At 45.3% G+C, this 19,396-nt stretch carries 23 protein-coding genes; 20 read left to right on the top strand and 3 right to left on the bottom strand.

What is annotated here, in order from left to right; translation table 11 throughout:
* Positions 1-75 precede the first annotated feature (75 nt).
* Positions 76-837 (top strand): hypothetical protein, encoded by a 762-nt coding sequence (locus tag HYN51_RS16130; protein WP_108900951.1) that lies wholly within the window; start codon positions 76-78, stop codon positions 835-837.
* Between the two features lie 168 nt (positions 838-1,005).
* Here HYN51_RS16130 and HYN51_RS16125 read toward each other — a convergent pair whose 3' ends face one another.
* Positions 1,006-1,572 (bottom strand): LemA family protein, encoded by a 567-nt coding sequence (locus tag HYN51_RS16125; RefSeq protein WP_230513993.1) that lies wholly within the window; start codon positions 1,570-1,572, stop codon positions 1,006-1,008.
* Positions 1,573-1,602: 30 nt separating this feature from the next.
* Between HYN51_RS16125 and HYN51_RS16435 the strand changes: the two genes are divergently transcribed.
* A complete protein-coding gene (locus HYN51_RS16435; RefSeq protein ID WP_157953062.1) occupies positions 1,603-1,776 on the top strand; it encodes a hypothetical protein in 174 nt (57 codons plus the stop codon).
* A 304-nt stretch (positions 1,777-2,080) separates the two neighbouring features.
* Here the strand turns inward: HYN51_RS16435 and HYN51_RS16120 are convergent, their stop codons facing one another.
* Both HYN51_RS16120 and HYN51_RS16115 read right to left on the bottom strand, forming a co-directional pair.
* Positions 2,081-3,172 carry a methyltransferase gene (locus HYN51_RS16120; RefSeq protein WP_230513992.1) on the bottom strand — a complete coding sequence of 364 codons (1,092 nt, stop codon included), beginning with the start codon at positions 3,170-3,172 and terminating at the stop codon, positions 2,081-2,083.
* Positions 3,173-3,241: 69 nt separating this feature from the next.
* Positions 3,242-3,652: a hypothetical protein gene (locus HYN51_RS16115; RefSeq protein WP_108900949.1), complete on the bottom strand. Its 411-nt coding sequence runs from the start codon at positions 3,650-3,652 to the stop codon at positions 3,242-3,244.
* A 335-nt stretch (positions 3,653-3,987) separates the two neighbouring features.
* On the opposite strand from HYN51_RS16115, the gene HYN51_RS16110 reads away from it, so the two are divergent.
* The 18 genes from HYN51_RS16110 to HYN51_RS16025 are packed head-to-tail and all read left to right on the top strand — an operon-like array spanning position 3,988 to position 19,367.
* Entirely contained in the window at positions 3,988-4,713 is a 726-nt protein-coding gene (locus HYN51_RS16110; protein WP_108900948.1) for a beta-ketoacyl synthase chain length factor, read from the top strand.
* Positions 4,701-5,516 carry a lysophospholipid acyltransferase family protein gene (locus HYN51_RS16105; RefSeq protein ID WP_108900947.1) on the top strand — a complete coding sequence of 272 codons (816 nt, stop codon included), beginning with the start codon at positions 4,701-4,703 and terminating at the stop codon, positions 5,514-5,516. Before HYN51_RS16110 ends, HYN51_RS16105 begins: the two co-directional genes overlap by 13 nt.
* Entirely contained in the window at positions 5,516-5,776 is a 261-nt protein-coding gene (locus tag HYN51_RS16100; RefSeq protein WP_108900946.1) for a phosphopantetheine-binding protein, read from the top strand. Before HYN51_RS16105 ends, HYN51_RS16100 begins: the two co-directional genes overlap by 1 nt.
* A gap of 16 nt (positions 5,777-5,792) precedes the next feature.
* Positions 5,793-6,041: an acyl carrier protein gene (locus tag HYN51_RS16095; RefSeq protein WP_108900945.1), complete on the top strand. Its 249-nt coding sequence runs from the start codon at positions 5,793-5,795 to the stop codon at positions 6,039-6,041.
* 18 nt (positions 6,042-6,059) lie between these two features.
* Complete coding sequence (locus HYN51_RS16090; protein ID WP_108900944.1) at positions 6,060-6,647, top strand: COG4648 family protein; 588 nt, start codon at positions 6,060-6,062, stop codon at positions 6,645-6,647.
* The gene (locus HYN51_RS16085; RefSeq protein WP_108900943.1) at positions 6,614-7,999 is read left to right on the top strand and encodes an AMP-binding protein; all 1,386 of its coding nucleotides are present in this window, start codon (positions 6,614-6,616) and stop codon (positions 7,997-7,999) included. The genes HYN51_RS16090 and HYN51_RS16085 overlap by 34 nt, the downstream gene beginning before the upstream one ends.
* The gene (locus HYN51_RS16080; protein WP_108900942.1) at positions 7,996-8,340 is read left to right on the top strand and encodes an ApeI family dehydratase; all 345 of its coding nucleotides are present in this window, start codon (positions 7,996-7,998) and stop codon (positions 8,338-8,340) included. Before HYN51_RS16085 ends, HYN51_RS16080 begins: the two co-directional genes overlap by 4 nt.
* Positions 8,331-10,061, top strand: coding sequence for a glycosyltransferase family 2 protein (locus HYN51_RS16075; RefSeq protein ID WP_108900941.1), 1,731 nt, complete (start codon positions 8,331-8,333; stop codon positions 10,059-10,061). Before HYN51_RS16080 ends, HYN51_RS16075 begins: the two co-directional genes overlap by 10 nt.
* Entirely contained in the window at positions 10,051-10,479 is a 429-nt protein-coding gene (locus HYN51_RS16070; RefSeq protein WP_108900940.1) for an acyl-CoA thioesterase, read from the top strand. Before HYN51_RS16075 ends, HYN51_RS16070 begins: the two co-directional genes overlap by 11 nt.
* Positions 10,476-11,102, top strand: a complete 627-nt coding sequence (locus tag HYN51_RS16065; protein ID WP_108900939.1) for a LolA family protein — start codon at positions 10,476-10,478, stop codon at positions 11,100-11,102. Before HYN51_RS16070 ends, HYN51_RS16065 begins: the two co-directional genes overlap by 4 nt.
* Entirely contained in the window at positions 11,077-13,401 is a 2,325-nt protein-coding gene (locus HYN51_RS16060; protein WP_108900938.1) for an MMPL family transporter, read from the top strand. Before HYN51_RS16065 ends, HYN51_RS16060 begins: the two co-directional genes overlap by 26 nt.
* A complete protein-coding gene (locus HYN51_RS16055) occupies positions 13,398-13,976 on the top strand; it encodes a DUF3261 domain-containing protein (RefSeq protein WP_108900937.1) in 579 nt (192 codons plus the stop codon). The genes HYN51_RS16060 and HYN51_RS16055 overlap by 4 nt, the downstream gene beginning before the upstream one ends.
* A complete protein-coding gene (locus tag HYN51_RS16050; RefSeq protein WP_108900936.1) occupies positions 13,973-15,142 on the top strand; it encodes a beta-ketoacyl-[acyl-carrier-protein] synthase family protein in 1,170 nt (389 codons plus the stop codon). The genes HYN51_RS16055 and HYN51_RS16050 overlap by 4 nt, the downstream gene beginning before the upstream one ends.
* The gene (locus HYN51_RS16045; protein WP_108900935.1) at positions 15,139-15,624 is read left to right on the top strand and encodes an ApeP family dehydratase; all 486 of its coding nucleotides are present in this window, start codon (positions 15,139-15,141) and stop codon (positions 15,622-15,624) included. The genes HYN51_RS16050 and HYN51_RS16045 overlap by 4 nt, the downstream gene beginning before the upstream one ends.
* Positions 15,621-16,352: a 3-ketoacyl-ACP reductase FabG2 gene (locus tag HYN51_RS16040; protein WP_108900934.1), complete on the top strand. Its 732-nt coding sequence runs from the start codon at positions 15,621-15,623 to the stop codon at positions 16,350-16,352. The genes HYN51_RS16045 and HYN51_RS16040 overlap by 4 nt, the downstream gene beginning before the upstream one ends.
* Complete coding sequence (locus HYN51_RS16035) at positions 16,349-17,578, top strand: beta-ketoacyl-ACP synthase (RefSeq protein WP_108900933.1); 1,230 nt, start codon at positions 16,349-16,351, stop codon at positions 17,576-17,578. Before HYN51_RS16040 ends, HYN51_RS16035 begins: the two co-directional genes overlap by 4 nt.
* A 4-nt stretch (positions 17,579-17,582) precedes the next feature.
* The gene (locus HYN51_RS16030) at positions 17,583-18,302 is read left to right on the top strand and encodes a 4'-phosphopantetheinyl transferase family protein (RefSeq protein WP_108900932.1); all 720 of its coding nucleotides are present in this window, start codon (positions 17,583-17,585) and stop codon (positions 18,300-18,302) included.
* A gap of 57 nt (positions 18,303-18,359) precedes the next feature.
* Positions 18,360-19,367, top strand: a complete 1,008-nt coding sequence (locus tag HYN51_RS16025) for a hypothetical protein (protein ID WP_108900931.1) — start codon at positions 18,360-18,362, stop codon at positions 19,365-19,367.
* Positions 19,368-19,396 lie beyond the last annotated feature (29 nt).

Raw genomic sequence — 19,396 nt, 5'->3', positions numbered from 1 at the left:
TTTCTGATATTGTTTAGTTTATACTAAGCGGGTAAGGTTCCCCCATTAATCACCATTGTCACTATTTACCATAAAATGACCCAACAATTTGAACTGTCAGAAAAATCAGAACTCTCTCTGGAAGAAAAAGAACACCACCTGATCCGTATGGCAGAACTAACCGACGATCCGGCTTATATGCTGGCACTCATCGACATCTATCTGACCGAACAATGGCAGCCACAGCAACTTTGGCACTGGCTGAATAAGCTACTGGCGAGAGATTACCTCCCTGCTTATCTGGTACTGGCACAGCTGTATTTGTCGGGTAATACCGTTGAACTAGATTTAGATAAAGCCGCCGAAATATTCGGGCAATTGATTGAACGTTATAGCCAAGGTGAAAATACGGAAGCTAACCACCATCAATTAGCATTCTGCCACCTCTCGCTGGCGCGCATATCCCATACCCAGCACCATACCGCTCCCATGTTGATGCACTACTTCTATGCTTTGCAGTTTGACAGCGTGGAGGCTGCGGAAGACTTGGCCGCCATATTCTCTCTGGATATGGCAAAAAACTCACAACAAACCGACAGCCTAGTGATATTACAATGCGTATTCTTAACCTTAAGCGCAGTCTTTTTACAGCAGCAAAGCGATGACAATAATGATGAGCAACAACAACAGATATTGTTGCATCGTTATGCTGAAAGGAAGGGGCAGATACAGGAAAACATCACCCGTTACCAGTTAACCGCTTCTCAGCGTGATGATATTCGCCAGCGAGTAAGGCTGTGGAACGAGGGTGAGCATCAGGCCTTGATGGAAGATGTAGTCAGCTATATTAATAGCTGACCAATCACAAGCCATTAATAAGTAAAAAAATCCCCTCTATTACTATCACCCGATATCCTCTCATGCTAATGCCGCTCTTCGATTAGGGAACGATATATTAGAAAAATAGGGAAATATTCGGGGATAACTATCCCCGAAGCGAGTGAATACTAATCATAGCAGGAATGATTAGCTGCTAAATTTAACCCCATCATAAGCGGTCTCTTCCGTACTGATTTTTAGTAATGACATCCGTTGGTAGCCCATCACTTTGGCACAAAAAATGTTAGGAAACAGAGCGATACCAATATTGTAAAGATTCATTGCATCATTAAAGAATTCACGGCGGTGAGCAATTTTATCCTCGACTTCACTGACCGATTTTTGCAGCTCAATAAAGGTCTCGCCGGAGATCAGCGTTGGATAGTTTTCTGAAATGGCAATGACCGACTTTAATGCCGTCTCCATCTGATTGGCAGCGTCCACCTTATCCTTTATCGAACCCGCATTTAGATAAGCGGTTCTGGCTGCACTTAAGCGGGTAAAGGTTTCTTGCTCATGGGACATGGCTTTAGAGACTACCTGAACTAGCGCAGGGATCTGGTCAGCACGCTGTTTCAGAATCACATCAATATTGGCAAAAGACGCATCAATATTATTACGCAGTGCCACCAAACGGTTATAAATGCTAATTACCCAGCCACCCAGACCCAACACGACAAAAATGACAACCACAATAGTAATCAGCAATCCCATATCTATTTGCTCTCTGGCTGGTTTAATTTAATGGCTGAAATACACGTTGCTAAGTATAACAGTCGACCCTTGGTCGGAGCTACTATACCGCGACCACCGTTAGATAAATCCGCGAGACAGAGCTGGCGTAAAGCATGTGGCGCTGTTTCGCCGATGGATACCGTCAGTGAGAGCTTGGTTAATCCTTCCCGCGTATTCTGGTAATGGTACTCCCTTAGAATAAAAATCCGAACCACCACGATTGCCAGTCGTCATGATATAGGTTCAATGATTATTGCTAACAGAGTAACGCCATCCAATGTATTAATTTGGTTAACGAAAAATAGAGTATAAAAGAAATACAAAAACACATATTTAGAATGATGAAATATAATTCACCCTTCATTATCAATGATAATATTTATCAATTAGTTAGTGTATGAATAAAAATGAAATAAACAGAAAAACTAGAAGAGAAAGAGATTAATGGATACCGTTAATCTCTTTTGACGGTATCCATTACAAAAATTTAGTCAGGTAAACGCTTACAAATCAGTAAGGTATGACCTAATCCTAAATTATCGATATCTTGCTGTACGTAAAATCCAGCTTTCCGTAGGCAATCATATAATACCCGAGAATGATAAAAACGACTGTTGCCGTTAGCCATACAAGTGAAGTAGAGAGATGATGCATTCAGGCTTAGCGCTCCGGCCTCAAATGGTTGGCGATCCCAAAACACTTCCATAATGCAGACTTGCGCATCCGGCTTAATGCTTTTACCTATAAGCTTCAGGATATGGACCACCTGCTCCTCACTAAAACAGTCTAGGAACTGACTCATCCACCAGATATCCGCGTCACCAGGTAATTCTTCAGCAGTTAATAAATCAACCCCATAACCGTTGATACGATCGCTGTATCCCGCGTTTTCAATGTTCTTTGTAGCTAAAGCAATTTGTTGTGGAAGATCCAAAATAGTGACGTTGACCTGCTCATCATTTTTAGCACAGCACATCGCCCACTTTCCGGTATTCCCACCAACATCGTAAATATGCTGTGGATTTAAAGGAAAAATGTGCTTAAACGCTGCATTGAAGGCTGCATCTGAATAGAAATGGTCAAAAGCAAACCAGCTCTTTTGTGCTGCATCAGGCAACTGGCTCAATGCAGGATAAATAGTTGCCCAGTCGCCAAACACTTTAAGGCCCGCAGGCTGACTATTCTCCAACGCTTCATTAAGATGGAACATTCCCTGATAACAAACGTCCTGACTAAAATCCATATTGACCCGAGTCATTTTGTCATGCAGTAAAAAATGGCCGATTTTACCCAACAAGAAACGATCGTTAAGTTGATAAACAATACGACTACTTAAACCAACATCCAATAAAAGCTGAATAGCATAGTGATTAAGACTTACAAATTGGGCGATTTCTTCAGGGGTTGCGCCTTGTTTACCTGCTTTATCCAGCGCGGTCAGTATTCCACTGTCACGGAGATTTAGCGCGGCTTGAAATAACATTGGGGCAAACGCAAGTTTTTGTGCTTCAGTGATGGCTTCTAATGCTGTAAAGGGGTCCTTATCATAGCCATAGCGTACTTCAGTCTTTGTACTCAAAAAATATTTCCTTATTTCTTATGATATTACGTAAATTCATACGGCTATCCCGTATGCTTATTCTGAAAACTAAAGCGCTGAATTATATAGATTCTGTTGTTCGAGCAACTTGGTTTTAATATCTTGATCTAACTTGGTCGCCCAGCGATTGTAATTATTAGGCACTTTTTCAGTGTCAGGGGTCAGGTTTTGGCTACCAACATACTCAACAGAATATTGTGATGAAGTATAAGGAATTCTGATTTCTGTAGAGTAACCACGGGTAACAATCTTGCCGGTGATTAAGCCATCACGCATCTTTTTCATCGCCCACCCGCGTGCTTTACCCGCATCGATAATGGCTTTTTCAATTTGTTGTGGAGTAAAACTACCATTAATATCAGAGGTAATATCACGAACCGCACGATTTCCACTACAACCAGCAATAAAGATAAGGGCAATAATGCCAACAATTAATCCTTTTAAACGATTTATTTTCATTTTATCAACTCTCCATTAATATCTTCAGATTTGCTGTAATAGTTATCGCTTCGTATTGTTACTTATTTTTTCAAGCCAGATAATAACTTAAGACATAACGATTTATCTACATATGAATAAAAAAGTACAATAGGTTAATGAACTAAAAATTTTATATATCAAAATGAAAACACTCTGATTAATAATATGAAATCTGAATAATTCTGATAAAAACAGGAATTACAGCAGCAAAAACACTTTCATTTATATATTATGTTGCCCAAGACATTAGATTTAAATATCAGCCACCATGCTAGTGCATTAACAAGGGATTGCTAAAAAGGCATTAATCATCAATGACATATTCATTTAACATTCTGGATTGGTGTGCACTGGCTCCGGGATTATGTAACATCGAACAATGGCAAAGCTGGTCAATACACCCAGAAACTGACTGGAGTGAAGCCTTACCCAAAACTCAACACATTCCAATGATGACTGCCCGTCGCATGAGCACCGCCAGTCGACTCAGCGTAGAGGTAGGCCTGACCTTGCTGAACCAACAACCTGATGCCGCTATTTTTATTAGCCGACACGGCGAGCTTGAACGAACCTGTAAAATCATTGAAGGGCTTTGCCAGCAGCAGGATATTTCACCAACAGACTTTGCTATGTCCGTTCATAACACGGCATCCGGATTGTTAACCATTACTGGAAAACAGCCATTACCGATAACATCAATTGCCGCTGATATTGATGGTTTTCAACAGGGAATGCTGGAAGCACAGGCGATGCTGGCTGATGGTGCTAAAAAAGTGCTATTGGTTGATTTTGACGGGGCGGTACCTGACGTCTATCAGACACGGATAAAACATCAGGTGCCCGCTTACGCTGTTGGACTTCTAATCTCATCGGGTGAAACGCTACGCTGTCAGCAAAGAGATAAAAACGTATACCCTCTATCTAGCAAGACTGAAAACCCTGTATTACCGCAAAGTTTAACCTTTATGCAGCACTGGCTGGCAAAAGATCCTCAGTTCACACTACAGGGAATGAGGTCTGACTGGCAATGGCACCAATAGTAACAGCCCAGAGACACTCTTCCGTTCTGAATCGTATCTGGCGTATTGCAGCTACCGGATTTTGCTTTGCCTTATTTGGCATTGGTGGGTTGTTGCTCTCTACCTTTTGGTTTTCTACATTACGCCTGTTGGTCAAAGACCGACAACGCTGTATCCAACTGACACAAAGCAGTATTCGCTATAGCTTTAAGCTTTTTATCTGGCTCATGCGTTTTGTTCGCGTGTTAGATTACCAGTTTTATGGCGTTGAAAAACTAAAACAGGATGCGGGTTGTATTGTTGTCGCCAACCATCCCAGCCTGTTGGACTACGTTTTTTTAGCCTCTTGCATGCCGCGCTGTGACTGCATTGTTAAACAGTCTTTATTAAATAATTTTTTTGTTTGTGGCGTGATTAAATCTGCCGGATATATTGCTAACTCCGAGTCAGAAATTTTATTACCGCAATGCAAAGAAATATTAAATAACAATGGGATGATTTTGATATTTCCTGAAGGAACGCGAACTACTCCCGGTAAAGCAATGCATTTGCAACGAGGTGCCGCCAATATCGCTGTACGATGCGATGCCAATATTCGGTTAGTCACGATTCATTGTGACCAACCAGTGCTGACGAAACAGCGAAAGTGGTATAATATTCCAAAAATGAAACCCTTGTTTCAACTCGTAGTGAAAGAAAAAATTAGCGCAAAGGATTACGCTGCTGAGGGCGATGCTTCGCCAGCTATTGCCGCTCGTCGTTTGACGCGAATTTTAAGTCAGAAGCTCATCCCTGAGCCGATAAAAACGAATGAGAAAAAATAATGGATGTATTAAATCAAGAAATTAAAAAACTTATCATTGACTCCCTGAATTTAGAGGGAATGACTCCGGAAGATATCGATACGGATGCCCCTCTGTTTGGTGATGGTCTCGGTTTGGATTCAATTGATGCATTAGAGTTAGGTTTAGCCATTAAAAATCACTATGGCGTTGTCCTTTCGGCTGAAAGTGAAGATACTCGCAAACATTTTTATTCTATCGCCTCTCTTTCAGCGCTTATTGCCTCACAACACGGCAAATAATTAAAGGTAAACACTAATGGATAAACAACATATTTTTAATGAAATTCAAACCATTATGGTAAAGCTTTTTGAGTTAGATGCTGACGATATTAAACTCGATACCAAACTGTATGAAGACCTAGAGCTGGACAGTATCGACGCGGTTGATCTGGTCGTGCATCTGCAAAAGATGACGGGGAAAAAGATTAACCCTGAAGTTTTTAAATCAGTTCGTACTGTTGAAGATGTGGTTAATGCTATCGACCAGTTACTGAAAAACCAGTAGCCTCTATCGTCATTGCTGATGAATAGCGACAAGCCATCCCGGCTTTCCCCCTCAATAGTTATTCAGGGAATAACAGCGCTGGCCGTTATCGGTTATCCGTTTGCTGTCTATTTTGGTTTAACTTATTGGGAGTCATCAGTATTAGCGCCTGCATTGATAATACTTTTTGCCAGTCGTCTAATACTGGCCAGAGGGAAAATTCGACAGCTATCCTGGCTGATGAAAGCATTTGCGTTATTAGGTATCGCATTAGCCCTTGCCAGTTGGCTTCTGAAACAAAATCACTGGTTACTTTATTATCCGGTGGTAGTTAGCATTCTGTTATTGGCTTTGTTTGGTCATTCGCTGTTTAATCCACCGACTATTGTCGAACGATTGGCACGGTTAACTGAGCCTGATTTACCCCCTGAGGGCGTACGCTATACGCAAAAAGTGACTCAGGTTTGGTGTCTGTTTTTCATATTGAATGGAAGCATAGCGCTCTTTACCTGTCTGTACGGCGATATCAAGTTATGGACCTTGTACAATGGCGCTATCAGTTATGTTTTAATGGGATTATTAATGAGTGCAGAATGGATAATCAGAAAAATGCTGCGTCACGCCTAACATTACGCCTGCAAGATACGCTAAACACTCAACGCCCCAATAATACGCAGATAGCCTGGCGTGGCGATCAACAGCTCACGCTATCTGACTTTCGTCATCGGATTACATCGCTAATTCAACAGTTACAAACCTCGCCTGAAAAGCGCTGGGCTATCTGCTTTAATGATAGTTATCTTTTTTCTGCTGCTATGATAGCGTTGCTTTACAGTAATAAAACCCCTGTTATTCCGGGGCATTTGCGTCAAACTCAATTGCAGGAACAGCAACAGCAGGGCTCTTTTGATGCGTTACTGACCGATCTACCGTTACAAATGACTTGCCCGACAATTCAGATATCAGCGGAACCACCGGAGCAAAACGAATCTTTTTCCGACTCCGATCTTCCCGATTGGCCAACGCAAGCCAAAATTATTTTGTTTACCTCTGGTTCAACCGGACAGCCGAAAGCCGTTTCTAAACCCGTCAGGCTACTGGAAGCGGAAAGCGAAATCCTAGCGCACTATTGCGCAAAGCAGCTGGCAAATACTCAGGTGGCCGCAACGGTCTCCCATCAGCACCTTTATGGTTTAACCTTCCGTATTCTTTTACCCCTTGCTTTAGGGTTACCCTTTAATGCGCTGACAACGGAGTATCATGAGCAGCTACAACTGCTAACCGCAATACCACTCACATTAGTCGCCAGCCCGGCCTACCTAAAACGATTGGATTGCAGTCTGTCTCCGTTAAAGTGCACCATGATAGTCTCCGCCGGAGGCCCGCTGGATCTAGAAGAAGCACAACGCGTACGACAGTGCTTGGGGGTTTTACCTCTGGAAATTTATGGCACCAGTGAGACAGGTGTTATCGCCCATCGCACCCAACAACACCCAGAACAACCTTGGTTAGCGTTTGATGGTATCGATATCGCCCAGCTTCAGGACGATATCATCCATGTCACATCACCGCTGTTTGAAGATGATTCGGGCAGTACTATTTACGATATCATCCGCATTGATGACCACGGATTTCACCTGTTAGGCCGTAAAGATAAAATCATTAAGATTGAAGAGAAACGCCTTTCACTTACCGGTGTGGAGCAACGCCTGCTTTCACTCAATGAAATCTGTGATGCTGCGATTATTCCACTGACTCAGGGGAACCGCACAGTTCTGGCCGCCATTATCGTACTAACAGAAGCCGGTGAACAATATTACCAACAGGGCGAGATCGTCCTGACTCGCCATTTACGCCAACGATTAAGAGAATGGCTTGAGCCGGTTGCCGTGCCCAAACGCTGGCGAATAGTGAAAACTATCCCGCTAAATACTCAGGGCAAACGTGCCTACAGTGAATTACAGGAACTGTTTTTATGAAGTTGCCACAGGAAAACGCCCGTCAAATCGCTGACGACGGAAGCGCCACTCTCCATTTTAAACTCCAGCCAGAACTGCTCTGGTTTAAAGGTCATTTTCCTGAACAGTCAATATTGCCAGGCGTGACTCAAATTCATTGGGCGATACATTACGCCGCAGAGATTTTCCCGCATTCTCCCGTATTTAGTGCGATAGAAGTGGTGAAGTTTCAACGCCCGCTATTTCCCGGCGAAGAAATTACCTTAACCCTTAGTTGGGATGAAAAAAAATCCCGGCTTAATTTCCAATATTGCTGTGGTGAAATAGTTGCCAGTAGCGGCAGGATTAACTTATGCCAGTAAAACCATCGGGGGATACCTTTAATCCCTGTCTGATCATTCCCTGCTATAACCATGGTACAACCATGGCCGCTACCCTACAGCAGCTTGAATCTTTTCACCTGCACTGCGTTATTGTGGATGATGGCAGCCAAAAAGAAACCGCCGATGAACTGGACAGGCTCAGCCAACAATATGGCTGGGTAACGCTGGTTCGACACCCCAATAACAAGGGAAAAGGAGGCGCAGTACTCAGCGCGTTAAGGGAAGCAAATCGTCAGGGATACAGTCACGGTATACAAATCGATGCCGACGGCCAACATCATCTAGAAGATATTCCCCATCTGCTGGCTGAAGCACAACAGTACCCGGATCAGTTGATTTCCGGTCAGCCTATTTACGATGACAGCGTGCCTAAGTCCCGACTTTACTCTCGCTACATTACTCACGTTTGGGTGTGGATTGAAACACTCTCGCTGTCTATTCGCGATAGCATGTGCGGCTTTCGTGCCTACCCGGTAGATATTGTTCTGGCTCTTGCGGATAAAGTGGCTCTTGGGCAGAGGATGGATTTTGATACCGAAATCATGGTACGTCTCTACTGGCAAGGCACCCAATCACGTTTTATTCCGACCAAAGTCATTTATCCCGAAGATGGCCTGTCTCATTTTGATGTCTGGCGCGACAACCTGCGAATTTCGTGGATGCATACCCGGCTATTTCTTTCGATGTTACCCAAAATGCCATCGCTAATAATGCGACATTTCACCCCAGAAACTCACTGGTCAAACACCAGCGAACGTAAAGGGCTATGGGGCATCCGCCTGATGGTAAAAACGTATCGCCTGTTTGGCCGACCGGCATTTAATCTACTGCTGTATCCGGTTATTGGCTTTTACTGGCTAACAGGGAATCAGCAGCGCAAAGCTTCAGAACACTATCTGCACCAGCTAAAAAAATACGCCACACAGCAGAATCATTTCCTGCCGCCTAACCTCACCAGCTATCGCCACTTTATGCGTTTTGGCGAAGCCATGCTGGATAAACTGGCCTGTTGGTTAGGTGACATTAAGTTGGAGCAGGTAGATTTCCCAGACAAAAATGAATGCATAAACCAATTAGCCACCCAACAGGGCACACTGATTCTTGGTTCACACCTTGGCGATTTAGAGGTTTGTCGGGCGCTGGGAGAACTCTCCTTTGATATAAAAATTAATGCGCTGGTCTTCACTCAGCACGCTGAGCGTTTCAATCAGGTGATGCAGGAGATCAATCCCACTTCCAATATCAATCTGATTCAGGTTAGTCATTGGGGACCCGAGGTTGCCATTTTACTAAAACAAAAGCTGGATGCCGGAGAGTGGGTCGCCATTGTAGGAGACCGAACTCCCGTCAGCCAATATCACCGAAAAAGCGAGCAGCACATTGTCTGGGCCGAATTTTTAGGGAAACCCGCACCGTTTCCTCAGGGGCCTTTTATTTTAGCTTCTGTACTGCGCTGCCCGGTATACTTAATGTTTGGCCTGAAGCCTAACGGGCAGTTCTCTATCCATTTTGAGAAATTTGCTGACCCATTAATTCTGCCGAGAGAAAACCGCCAACAAGCCATTCAACAGACCGTCGAGCGCTATGCGAAACGCTTGGAACACTACAGTCTGATATCACCATTAGACTGGTTTAACTTTTACCAATTCTGGCAGTTGAACGCGCCAAAAAAAGAGTCAGGCTATAATCATGAATCTTAATTCCGATCCCCGTTTATCCATCGATATTGAACTGACAGTGCCATTTCACGATGTAGATTCCATGCATGTAGTCTGGCACGGTAACTACTTTCGCTATTTCGAAGTGGCGCGGGAAGCCTTACTAAAACAGTTTGATTATGGCTATCAGCAAATGCGCGATTCTGGCTATGTCTGGCCCGTTATCGATACACGAGTCAAATACATTGCTCCGGCCTGCTTTGAACAGAAAATCCGCGTCAACGCTCACCTGACAGAATATGAAAACCGCCTGCGTATTGACTACATCATTGTTGATGCCGCCAGCGGTAAAAAATTGACGAAGGGTTACACCATTCAAGTTGCGGTCAATGAACAGAATGGCGAAATGTGTTTCGTCAGCCCTTCTGTACTGTTTGATAAATTAGGTGTTCAGCCATGAAACATTTTTTCTGGTTATTCGCTTCATTCATTACCAGCGCCTTCCTGCTGCTAAGTCAGACAGCGTCAGCGGTAACACTTGATGACTTACAGCAACGTTTCAGCCATCAACCCGTTTTGCGAGCCCAGTTCGAACAGCAGCGCACCATCAGCGGCATGTCTCAACCGCTGAAATCCAACGGTAACGTCCTGATTGCAAAAGCCCATGGTTTAATCTGGAATCAAACCAAACCGTTTCCACTAATACTCATGATGAACGAAACTAGGATGGAACAGCGCATGGCTGGGCAACCACCTCAGGTGATTACTGCCGACAACAACCCGCAGATGTTTCGTTTTAACTCGATCTTGACCGCTCTTTTCCACGCGGACCGTAAAGCGCTAGAGCAGAACTTTAACTTGCAGTTTAGCTATCTTGGTAAAGGCAATTGGCAGTTAATCTTGCAGCCCACCACGACACCGCTCGACAAATTATTTCGCCAAATCACCCTGAACGGCTCTGAGTTTCTGAATGAGATTCAAATTAATGATATGCAAGACGACAGCACTCATATTCGATTCTTTGACCAAACCACCACCCCCACAGCACTGACTCCAGATGAAAAACACCATTTTTCGTCCTGAGGTACATCGCCGAATTGCATACGCCTGGGTACTGGGTGTTATTGCATTGCTGATCGCGCTAATGGTGGTGTTACCCAATAGTCACCTGAACAGCAGCGTTATGGCCCTGCTGCCTAAAGAGCACATTGAAAATGTTCCCCCTGCGCTGGAAGAGGGATTTAACCAACGTTTGGATCGTCAATTAGTCTGGTTAATCAGCCCGCCTCAGCCCGACGATCAAGCGCCGGTCCTTTGGTGGCAACAGCAGCTAAAACAGATGGCAGCCTTCAGTAATACATCGGGCCAGATGAGTGCAGACCACCAGCAGCAGTGGGGAAAGTTCTTTTTTGATAATCGTTACGCCTTGTTAGATAGCGCAACCCAACAGCGTCTGGCTGGCGATGCTTCCGCCCAATCCGACTGGATTTTAAGCCAGATTTATTCGCCGTTTTCCGGTATTAGCGCCAAAGAGCTGAATAACGATCCACTGCTAACCATGCGTTCAGCCCAGATAACTCAGCAACAAAATAACCGAACGCTACAGCTGAATAACGGTTGGCTAACCAGCAAAGACCCACAGGGTAGAACCTGGTATTTGCTACACGGTGAACTGAACACTTCATCTTATGATATCCAAAGCGCTCGCCAGACCGTTAAAAAGCTGGACCAGCTAAAACAGCTGGTGGCGCAAAAATGGCCAGGCACTCAAGTTTTACAGCGAGGAACCCTGTTTTATAGCGACTATGCCAGCCAACAGGCTCAACAAGATATGTCCACCATTGGCAGCGTCTCTGGTTTAGGCATTATCATTCTCATTCTGTTGGTTTTTCGCTCGCTAAAACCACTGTGGCTTACGCTGTTATCTCTCACTATTGGTGCCATTAGCGGAAGCGTGGCGGTATTTATTCTGTTTGGCGAAGTCCACGTTATGACGTTGGTGATGAGTACCAGCGTGGTGGGGATTTCTATTGACTATGCGCTGCATTATTTAACCGAGCGTATGGTACATGGTGAAGATGAGTCTGCGCTGGTCAGCATGAAGAAGCTCTTCCCTGCGCTATTACTGGCGGTAATTTCTAGCTCGATTGCTTACCTCTTGCTATTTATCGCACCCTTCCCCGGTTTGCAGCAATTGGCTATTTTTGCCGCCGCCGGACTCACTGGAGCATTTTTAACCGTCATCTGCTGGTATCCGTGGCTTTCTCGCCGCCTTCCGGTTCGCAAAACGCTGCGTCTTGGCTTTATTCACCGTTGGCTTTTCTATTGGCAAAACGGAAAGGCCTTCCGTATTGGTATACCTCTGATCGCTTTATTGATTAGCGTAGCTGGTTTTATTCAGCTAAAAACCGATGACGATATTCGTAAACTGCAAACCCTTCCTCCTGAATTTCAGCAGCAAGATCGCCAGATTGCCGCGCTAACCGGACAGCACAGCGATCAAAAGTGGCTTATGGTTTATGGCGAATCACCGGAACAAACGTTACAACGGCTGGAATCATTAGAAAGTGCTCTGAATACGGCAAAGCAGTCCGGCTGGCTCAACGGGTACCGATTCCTTCCTTTCCCATCAGAACAGCAGCAGCAAAAAAATATCGCGTTAATAAAACAGCAGGCACCGGAAATCATCCATCGATTACAGCAAGCGGGTATTAACACAACGTTGCCATCGTTTGAGCAACCAACGGTTAAACCTCAGAATTGGCTTAATAGCGTAGCCAGTGAGGGTTGGCAACTGTTATGGCTCAGTCTGGATAATGGCCAATCTGCAGTTCTGGTTCCGGTAGAGGGTGTTACCAACCCTGTGGCATTAAAACAAATGGCAAACAGCCACAGTGGAACACATTGGGTGGATAAGCACACGGAGTTCTCTACGCTGTTTTCTGTTTATCGCCAACATCTGACCACATTGCTCGGCATCTCAGTTCTGATTATTGGTGTGTTGTTTTTATGGCGTTTCGGCATCAAACAAGGTTTACGTTGTATTATCCCAACCATATTATCGCTAGGCGTTGCTTTATCAGTGCTTAGCCTGAGTGGGCAATCGCTCAATCTATTCTCTTTATTAGCCTTGATTCTGGTGCTGGGTATCGGCATTGATTACACGCTGTTTTTCAGTAATCCAGCGGGAACACCGTCCACCTCCATGCTCTCTATTTTACTCGCGGCGTTAACCACCGAGTTAAGTTTTGGCTTGCTGGCAGCCAGTGGTACTCAAGCTATTTCAGGTTTTGGTCTGGTACTCAGTGGCGGGATCTTTGCCGCATTTATTCTTTCACCACTGGCGTTGCCAGAACGTACTACCCCCGAGAAAATATCATGAAAATAACAACAGGGTTGATTAGCGCTTTCTTAATACTGTTGCTAAGCGGCTGTTCGCTTAGTCAGGATCAGAGCCACCCTCAAGCCTGGCTAAAACGCGGTACCAAAGTCACGCTACCTGCGCCAACGCTGGCTTCTCCGCTGCACTATCAGCAACTACTGACCGCTACGATTGAGGATAAATCCCAATCGATGCTGGTATTACTGGATGCTGACCATGAAAAGATCACTCTGGCAGCATTGTCCCCGGTGGGTATTCGGTTATTTAAACTGACTTACGATGCAACAGGTATTCATACCGAACAGTCCATTGCCCTACCTCAGCTTCCTCCTGCGGAACAAGTATTAGCCGATATTATGTTGAGCTATTGGCCAATAGCCGACTGGCAGGCGCATTTGCCTGAAGGATGGCAGTTAAGCGACCAGCAGGACAAGCGAATACTCACGGATAACAAAGGTAATGTCATCAGCGAAATTCAGTATCAGTCAGGCAATAACCGGCGTGAACCCGTCCTGATTACTCAGCACCATTTTGGCTATCAGATCAGCATTCAAAACGTGGATACCTCGTCATGATCTATTTTTCTGCCGCCGGGATGACTAACGCATTAGGCCATTCGCTGGAACAAATCAGCGAGAATCTGGCTCAGGGAAAATCCGGGCTTAAGCCTTCTACTGACTGGTTATTGAACCAGAAACCCACCTGGATTGGTGAGGTTTGTGCGCCATTACCAGAAGTTCCTGTAGAACTTGCTCAGCATAACTCCAGAAACAATCGCCTGCTGATGGCCGCCCTTGAACAAATCCGCCCGCAGTTGGATGCCACTATTCGCCAATTTGGATCGGCGCGTATCGCCGTTGTGATGGGAACCAGTACCTCCGGTATACATGAAGGTGAGTTAGCCATTGCTCACCAGCTTGCTACCGGGGAACTTCCCGATAGCTATTACTATCAGCAACAAGAGTTAGGGGATCCGGCTCAATTTCTGGCGGCCTTACTGAAGTTGAATGGCCCAGCCTATACGATTTCTACCGCCTGCTCCTCCAGCGTTCGCGCCATTATCAGCGGCTATCGATTAATTAAAGCCGGACTGGCCGATGCTGCACTGGTTGGTGGGGCTGATAGCCTGTGTCGGATGGCAATTAACGGCTTTAACAGTCTGGAGTCCATATCCAGCCAGCTCTGCCAACCGTTCGCGGAAGGGCGAAACGGTATCAATATTGGTGAGAGTGCCGGATTAGTCCTACTAACCCGTCAACCAGGCCAGATTGCGCTTTTAGGCATGGGCGAGTCATCAGATGCTTGGCATATGTCTGCGCCTCATCCTGAAGGTGTGGGGGCTGAAAAAGCGATGAAAATGGCACTGACTCAGGCAGGAATGACCCCTGACCAAATCGGGTATATTAATCTGCACGGCACAGCGACTCCTCTAAATGATGCCGCAGAAAGTAAAGCCATCAACCGGCTTTTTGGTCATACCACCCCCTGTAGCTCAACAAAACATCTTACCGGGCACACACTCGGTGCGGCAGGCATTACCGAGGCGATCCTCAGTTGGTTAATTTTGACGCAGGATCTCAATTTACCCATTCAGGACTTTTCAATGTCAGTAAAAGATAGAACGCTTGCCGATATTAATTTGATGACCTCACCGCAAAAAATAACCAATAAAACAATTATTTCAAACTCATTTGCTTTTGGCGGAAATAACGCCTGTGTACTGTTGGGAGATGTTGGATGATGGACTTTCAGCCTGCGACATATTATCTACCCCATGAATCACCGATGGTGTTTCTAGAGAAGGTTTGTGCCGTTGATAATGACAGTGCTATTTGTGAAGTAAAAATCAGCACCGAAGGTATACTTGCTCCGTTTCTGAATGAACGTAAAGCTCTACCAGCTTGGTTTGCTATTGAAATAATGGCGCAAGCCATAGGGGTTTGGCGCGGATGGCACGGAATAAAAAAGAGCGAAACACCACGATTAGGTATGCTGCTCGGTGCTCGGGGGCTTAAATCAACGCTTCATGAGTATCCATACAACAGCATATTGCGTGTATCCGTCGCCCTGCAATTACAAGATGACAAACTGGCCAGCTTTGACTGCCATCTGGAAATTGATGGCGAACAGATAATTCAGGCCAGACTTAATGTCTATCAACCTGACGAGCTGGAATTAGCACGGCTCATACAACCTCCTACTTCTGAGGAACCAACAGCATGACGCGTTCTGTTTTAGTCACCGGCGCAAGTAAAGGAATTGGGCAAGCTATTGCCTGCCGTCTGGCACAGGATGGATTCACTATTGTGGTTCACTACCTGAGTGATAAAACTGGCGCAGAGCAAACACTACAACAAATCACCTCTGTGGGTGGTTGTGGTCGTTTAATCTGTTTTGATATCAGTAACCGCGAAGAATGCCGTCAATTAATTGAACAAGATATTGAACAATACGGCGCTTATTATGGCGTGGTGAATAATGCCGGTATCATTCGGGACGGCGCTTTCCCTGCGTTAACGGAGAGCGACTGGGATGGCGTAATCCATACTAATCTGGATAGCTTCTACAACGTAATTCATCCCTGCGTTATGCCAATGATTGGTTTACGCCGAGGTGGGCGCATTATTACCCTCTCCTCTGTTTCAGGAATTACGGGAAATCGCGGTCAGGTAAACTACAGTGCCGCCAAAGCAGGTATTATTGGTGCCACCAAAGCACTAGCTCTGGAATTGGCAAAACGAAAAATCACCGTTAACTGTATTGCTCCGGGGCTAATTGATACCGGTATTCTTGATATGGAACAGGCTGCTCTTGATGAGGCAATGCGAATGATCCCCCTCAAGCGCATGGGAAACAGTGACGAAGTGGCCGGGCTGGCCAGCTATTTAATGTCTGACATTGCGGCTTATGTGACGCGTCAGGTGATATCAATAAATGGAGGTATGATATGACGCGCAGAGTTGTCATCACAGGTATGGGCGGCGTAACGGCATTAGGTAATGACTGGCAGACCATCTCCCATCATTTGAAACAGAAAAAAAATGCCGTGCAATTTATGCCAGAATGGCAAGAGTTTGAGGGGCTGAACACGCTGCTTGGCGCACCAATTAATAACTTCACACTACCTGAGCACTACACTCGTAAAAAAATCCGCTCAATGGGAAGAGTTTCTCTTTTAGCCACCCGGGCAACTGAAATGGCGTTGGAACAGTCTGGTTTATTGGGCCATGAAGTACTGAATAATGGCGATACGGGCATTGCTTATGGTTCCTCAACCGGCAGCACCAAGCAAGTTGGTGAGTTTGGAACCATGCTCAACGACAAAAATGTTTACAGCATTACTGCCACAACTTACGTACAAATGATGCCCCATACTGCGGCAGTGAATACCGGCCTATTTTTCGGTTTACGCGGGCGGGTGATCCCAACCTCCAGCGCCTGTACTTCTGGCAGTCAGGCCATTGGCTACGCTTATGAAGCCATTCGTCATGGTTATCAAACTGTTATGGTAGCCGGTGGTGCTGAAGAGCTATGCCCTTCAGAAGCAGTGGTTTTTGATACTCTGTTTGCTACCAGCCAGATGAATGATAGCCCTAAACTGTCACCGCGCCCTTTCGATACTCAACGTGATGGTCTGGTGATTGGTGAAGGTGCAGGCACTCTGATTTTAGAAGAGATGGAACACGCTCTGGCACGCGGAGCAAAAATATATGGTGAAATTGTCGGCTTTGCCACCAATTGCGATGCATCCCATATTACGCAACCGCGCAAAGAAACCATGAAAATTTGCATCGAACAAGCATTAAAATCTGCCAACTTGTCGTCAGATGATATTGGTTATATTTCTGCACACGGTACCGCAACCGAGCGTGGTGATATTGCAGAAAGTCTGGCAACAGAAGCTATTTTTGGTAATCGCACACCCATATCTTCACTGAAAAGCTATTTTGGCCACACCCTAGGAGCCTGTGGGGCCCTTGAAGCCTGGCTATCTATTGAGATGATGCAGGAAGGATGGTTTTCACCTACGATTAATCTGGTAACCCCTGACCCAAAGTGCGGTAAATTAGATTATATCGTTGATGATGGTCGATATATTGATACCCAATATATTCAATCCAATAACTTTGCGTTTGGTGGCATCAATACCTCACTGATTATCAAACGCTGGTCATAATGTTATGAGCCTAACCCCCGCCAACATTACCATCGCAACGCTGCGCCTACCGAATGAAGAATGGCTGCCGGCCCACCAGTCGCGGCTTCCCATATCGATACAGCGGCAGGGGGAACAGTTTAATCCTAAACGTCGTCAGCAATTTATTTCTGGCCGTTGGCTGTTAGCTGAGTTGATGTTCCATCAGTTGGGCTGCTCCGAACTCCCTGATATCGTTACTTCTGACAATGGGCGTCCTGTTTTTACTGATACTGCATTGCCTGATTTTAATATCAGTCATAGCGGTGAATACATTATGGTGGCGCTGGCGCAAAGGGGTCGAATTGGATTGGATGTGGAACATATCCGCCCTAGAAGAAAGCTGATGGAGTTAGCACAATACAGCTTCAGTGATGATGAATATCAGTGGCTGACCAATTTACCGGCGTCAGAACAAACCAACGGTTTTTGGCAACTCTGGACTCTGAGAGAGTCAGTACTAAAACTCTCAGCCAAGGGCGTCTGGCAAATGAAGCAAATTCAGGTTATGCCGCAGCAAAAAACGCTATTTGCAGACTTTCAACCCGAGCTGTTTTGCCTTACCAGCCAACATCAGGATATTGCCTGGGCCATCAGCACTAATTTAGCCGTTCAGCATATTGAAAGTTGGCTGGCAGACAGTGAAAAATGTACCCTTAGTCCCATGAAATTACCGGAGTTAGTGGGATTCACTACACCCAAGTAACCTAAAAATGCTATAACGAACCATCAGGAAAACAGACAGGGAATATTCAGCTTAATTATGGCACTCTCCACCGATGAACAAATCGCGCTACTAGCAGATCTCACCAATCAAAACGTGATTACCGAGCAGGAAAGACGAAAGGCTATCGCCTGCCTGCTGTCCGGAACGACCAGCAGCTTTGACAGTCAATCCAGCGCCATTACCTGGTTATTGAATAACAAAATTATTGGTACACCACCGATAGAGAGCGCTTCTGAAGCGACACCGCTATCAACAAATCCATCGGCCAGAGTCACTCAGCCAGAGAATCGCATTAGCCCCCAGCAACAACATATCGATTTATTGACCCAGCTCCACAATACTAACTTTATTAATGACCAACAGTTTGCTGACGCCCGTTCACTGCTTTTGAGCCGCAATACCCTCAAATTTAATACCTCTTACCATCTTTTTTTATGGCTGGTAGAACAAGGAATAGCGCAAGAACAAGCTGACCATTCAGCCGCCCAACGTTCTATTCAACGAGAAGCTAATGAACCCGCAGTGGTTCAGCAACCGCCAGAAAGGTCAATCAGCCAGCCAAAGAAAAAGAGCGGATTTATAAAGGGTAAACTCCTACCTTTTATTATATTTATGATGATCATTAGCTGGGTAAATAAATGCGGTAAGACAGATAAACCCGCCTCCGCACCGCAGCGATCTGAATCTCTTGCCCCATTGCCGGTAGCAGATATCCCCCCAGCTTCAGCAACACCATCAACCCGAGCTGAGCAGCCCGCAGAGCCAGAGCCAGTAGTTGCAGCAAATTGCGATCACCCAATAATTGTTCAGCGCGTTTTAAACGCGCTAAGAAAACATCATAAAGAGCGACATCCTGATGAAAAAATGCCTAAATTTTCAGCAGGAAAAATTATTCAGACCAATAAGTCCGATGCTTTTCGCCTGTGCAATATGCGTATAGTACCTTCCGATGGCGAATCCATTTCTTATCATCTGGAACCGGGTAACGATGTAAAAAACGATGTCTCCATGACTATTTCGAGTTTCCATGGATATGAGGAGTAATCACCGGTCGAAGACAGTCATGCTGTCTT

The sequence above is a fragment of the Limnobaculum parvum genome (assembly GCF_003096015.2).
In the GTDB taxonomy this organism is placed as follows: domain Bacteria; phylum Pseudomonadota; class Gammaproteobacteria; order Enterobacterales; family Enterobacteriaceae; genus Limnobaculum; species Limnobaculum parvum.
This window is presented reverse-complemented; position numbering and strand designations above follow the sequence as displayed.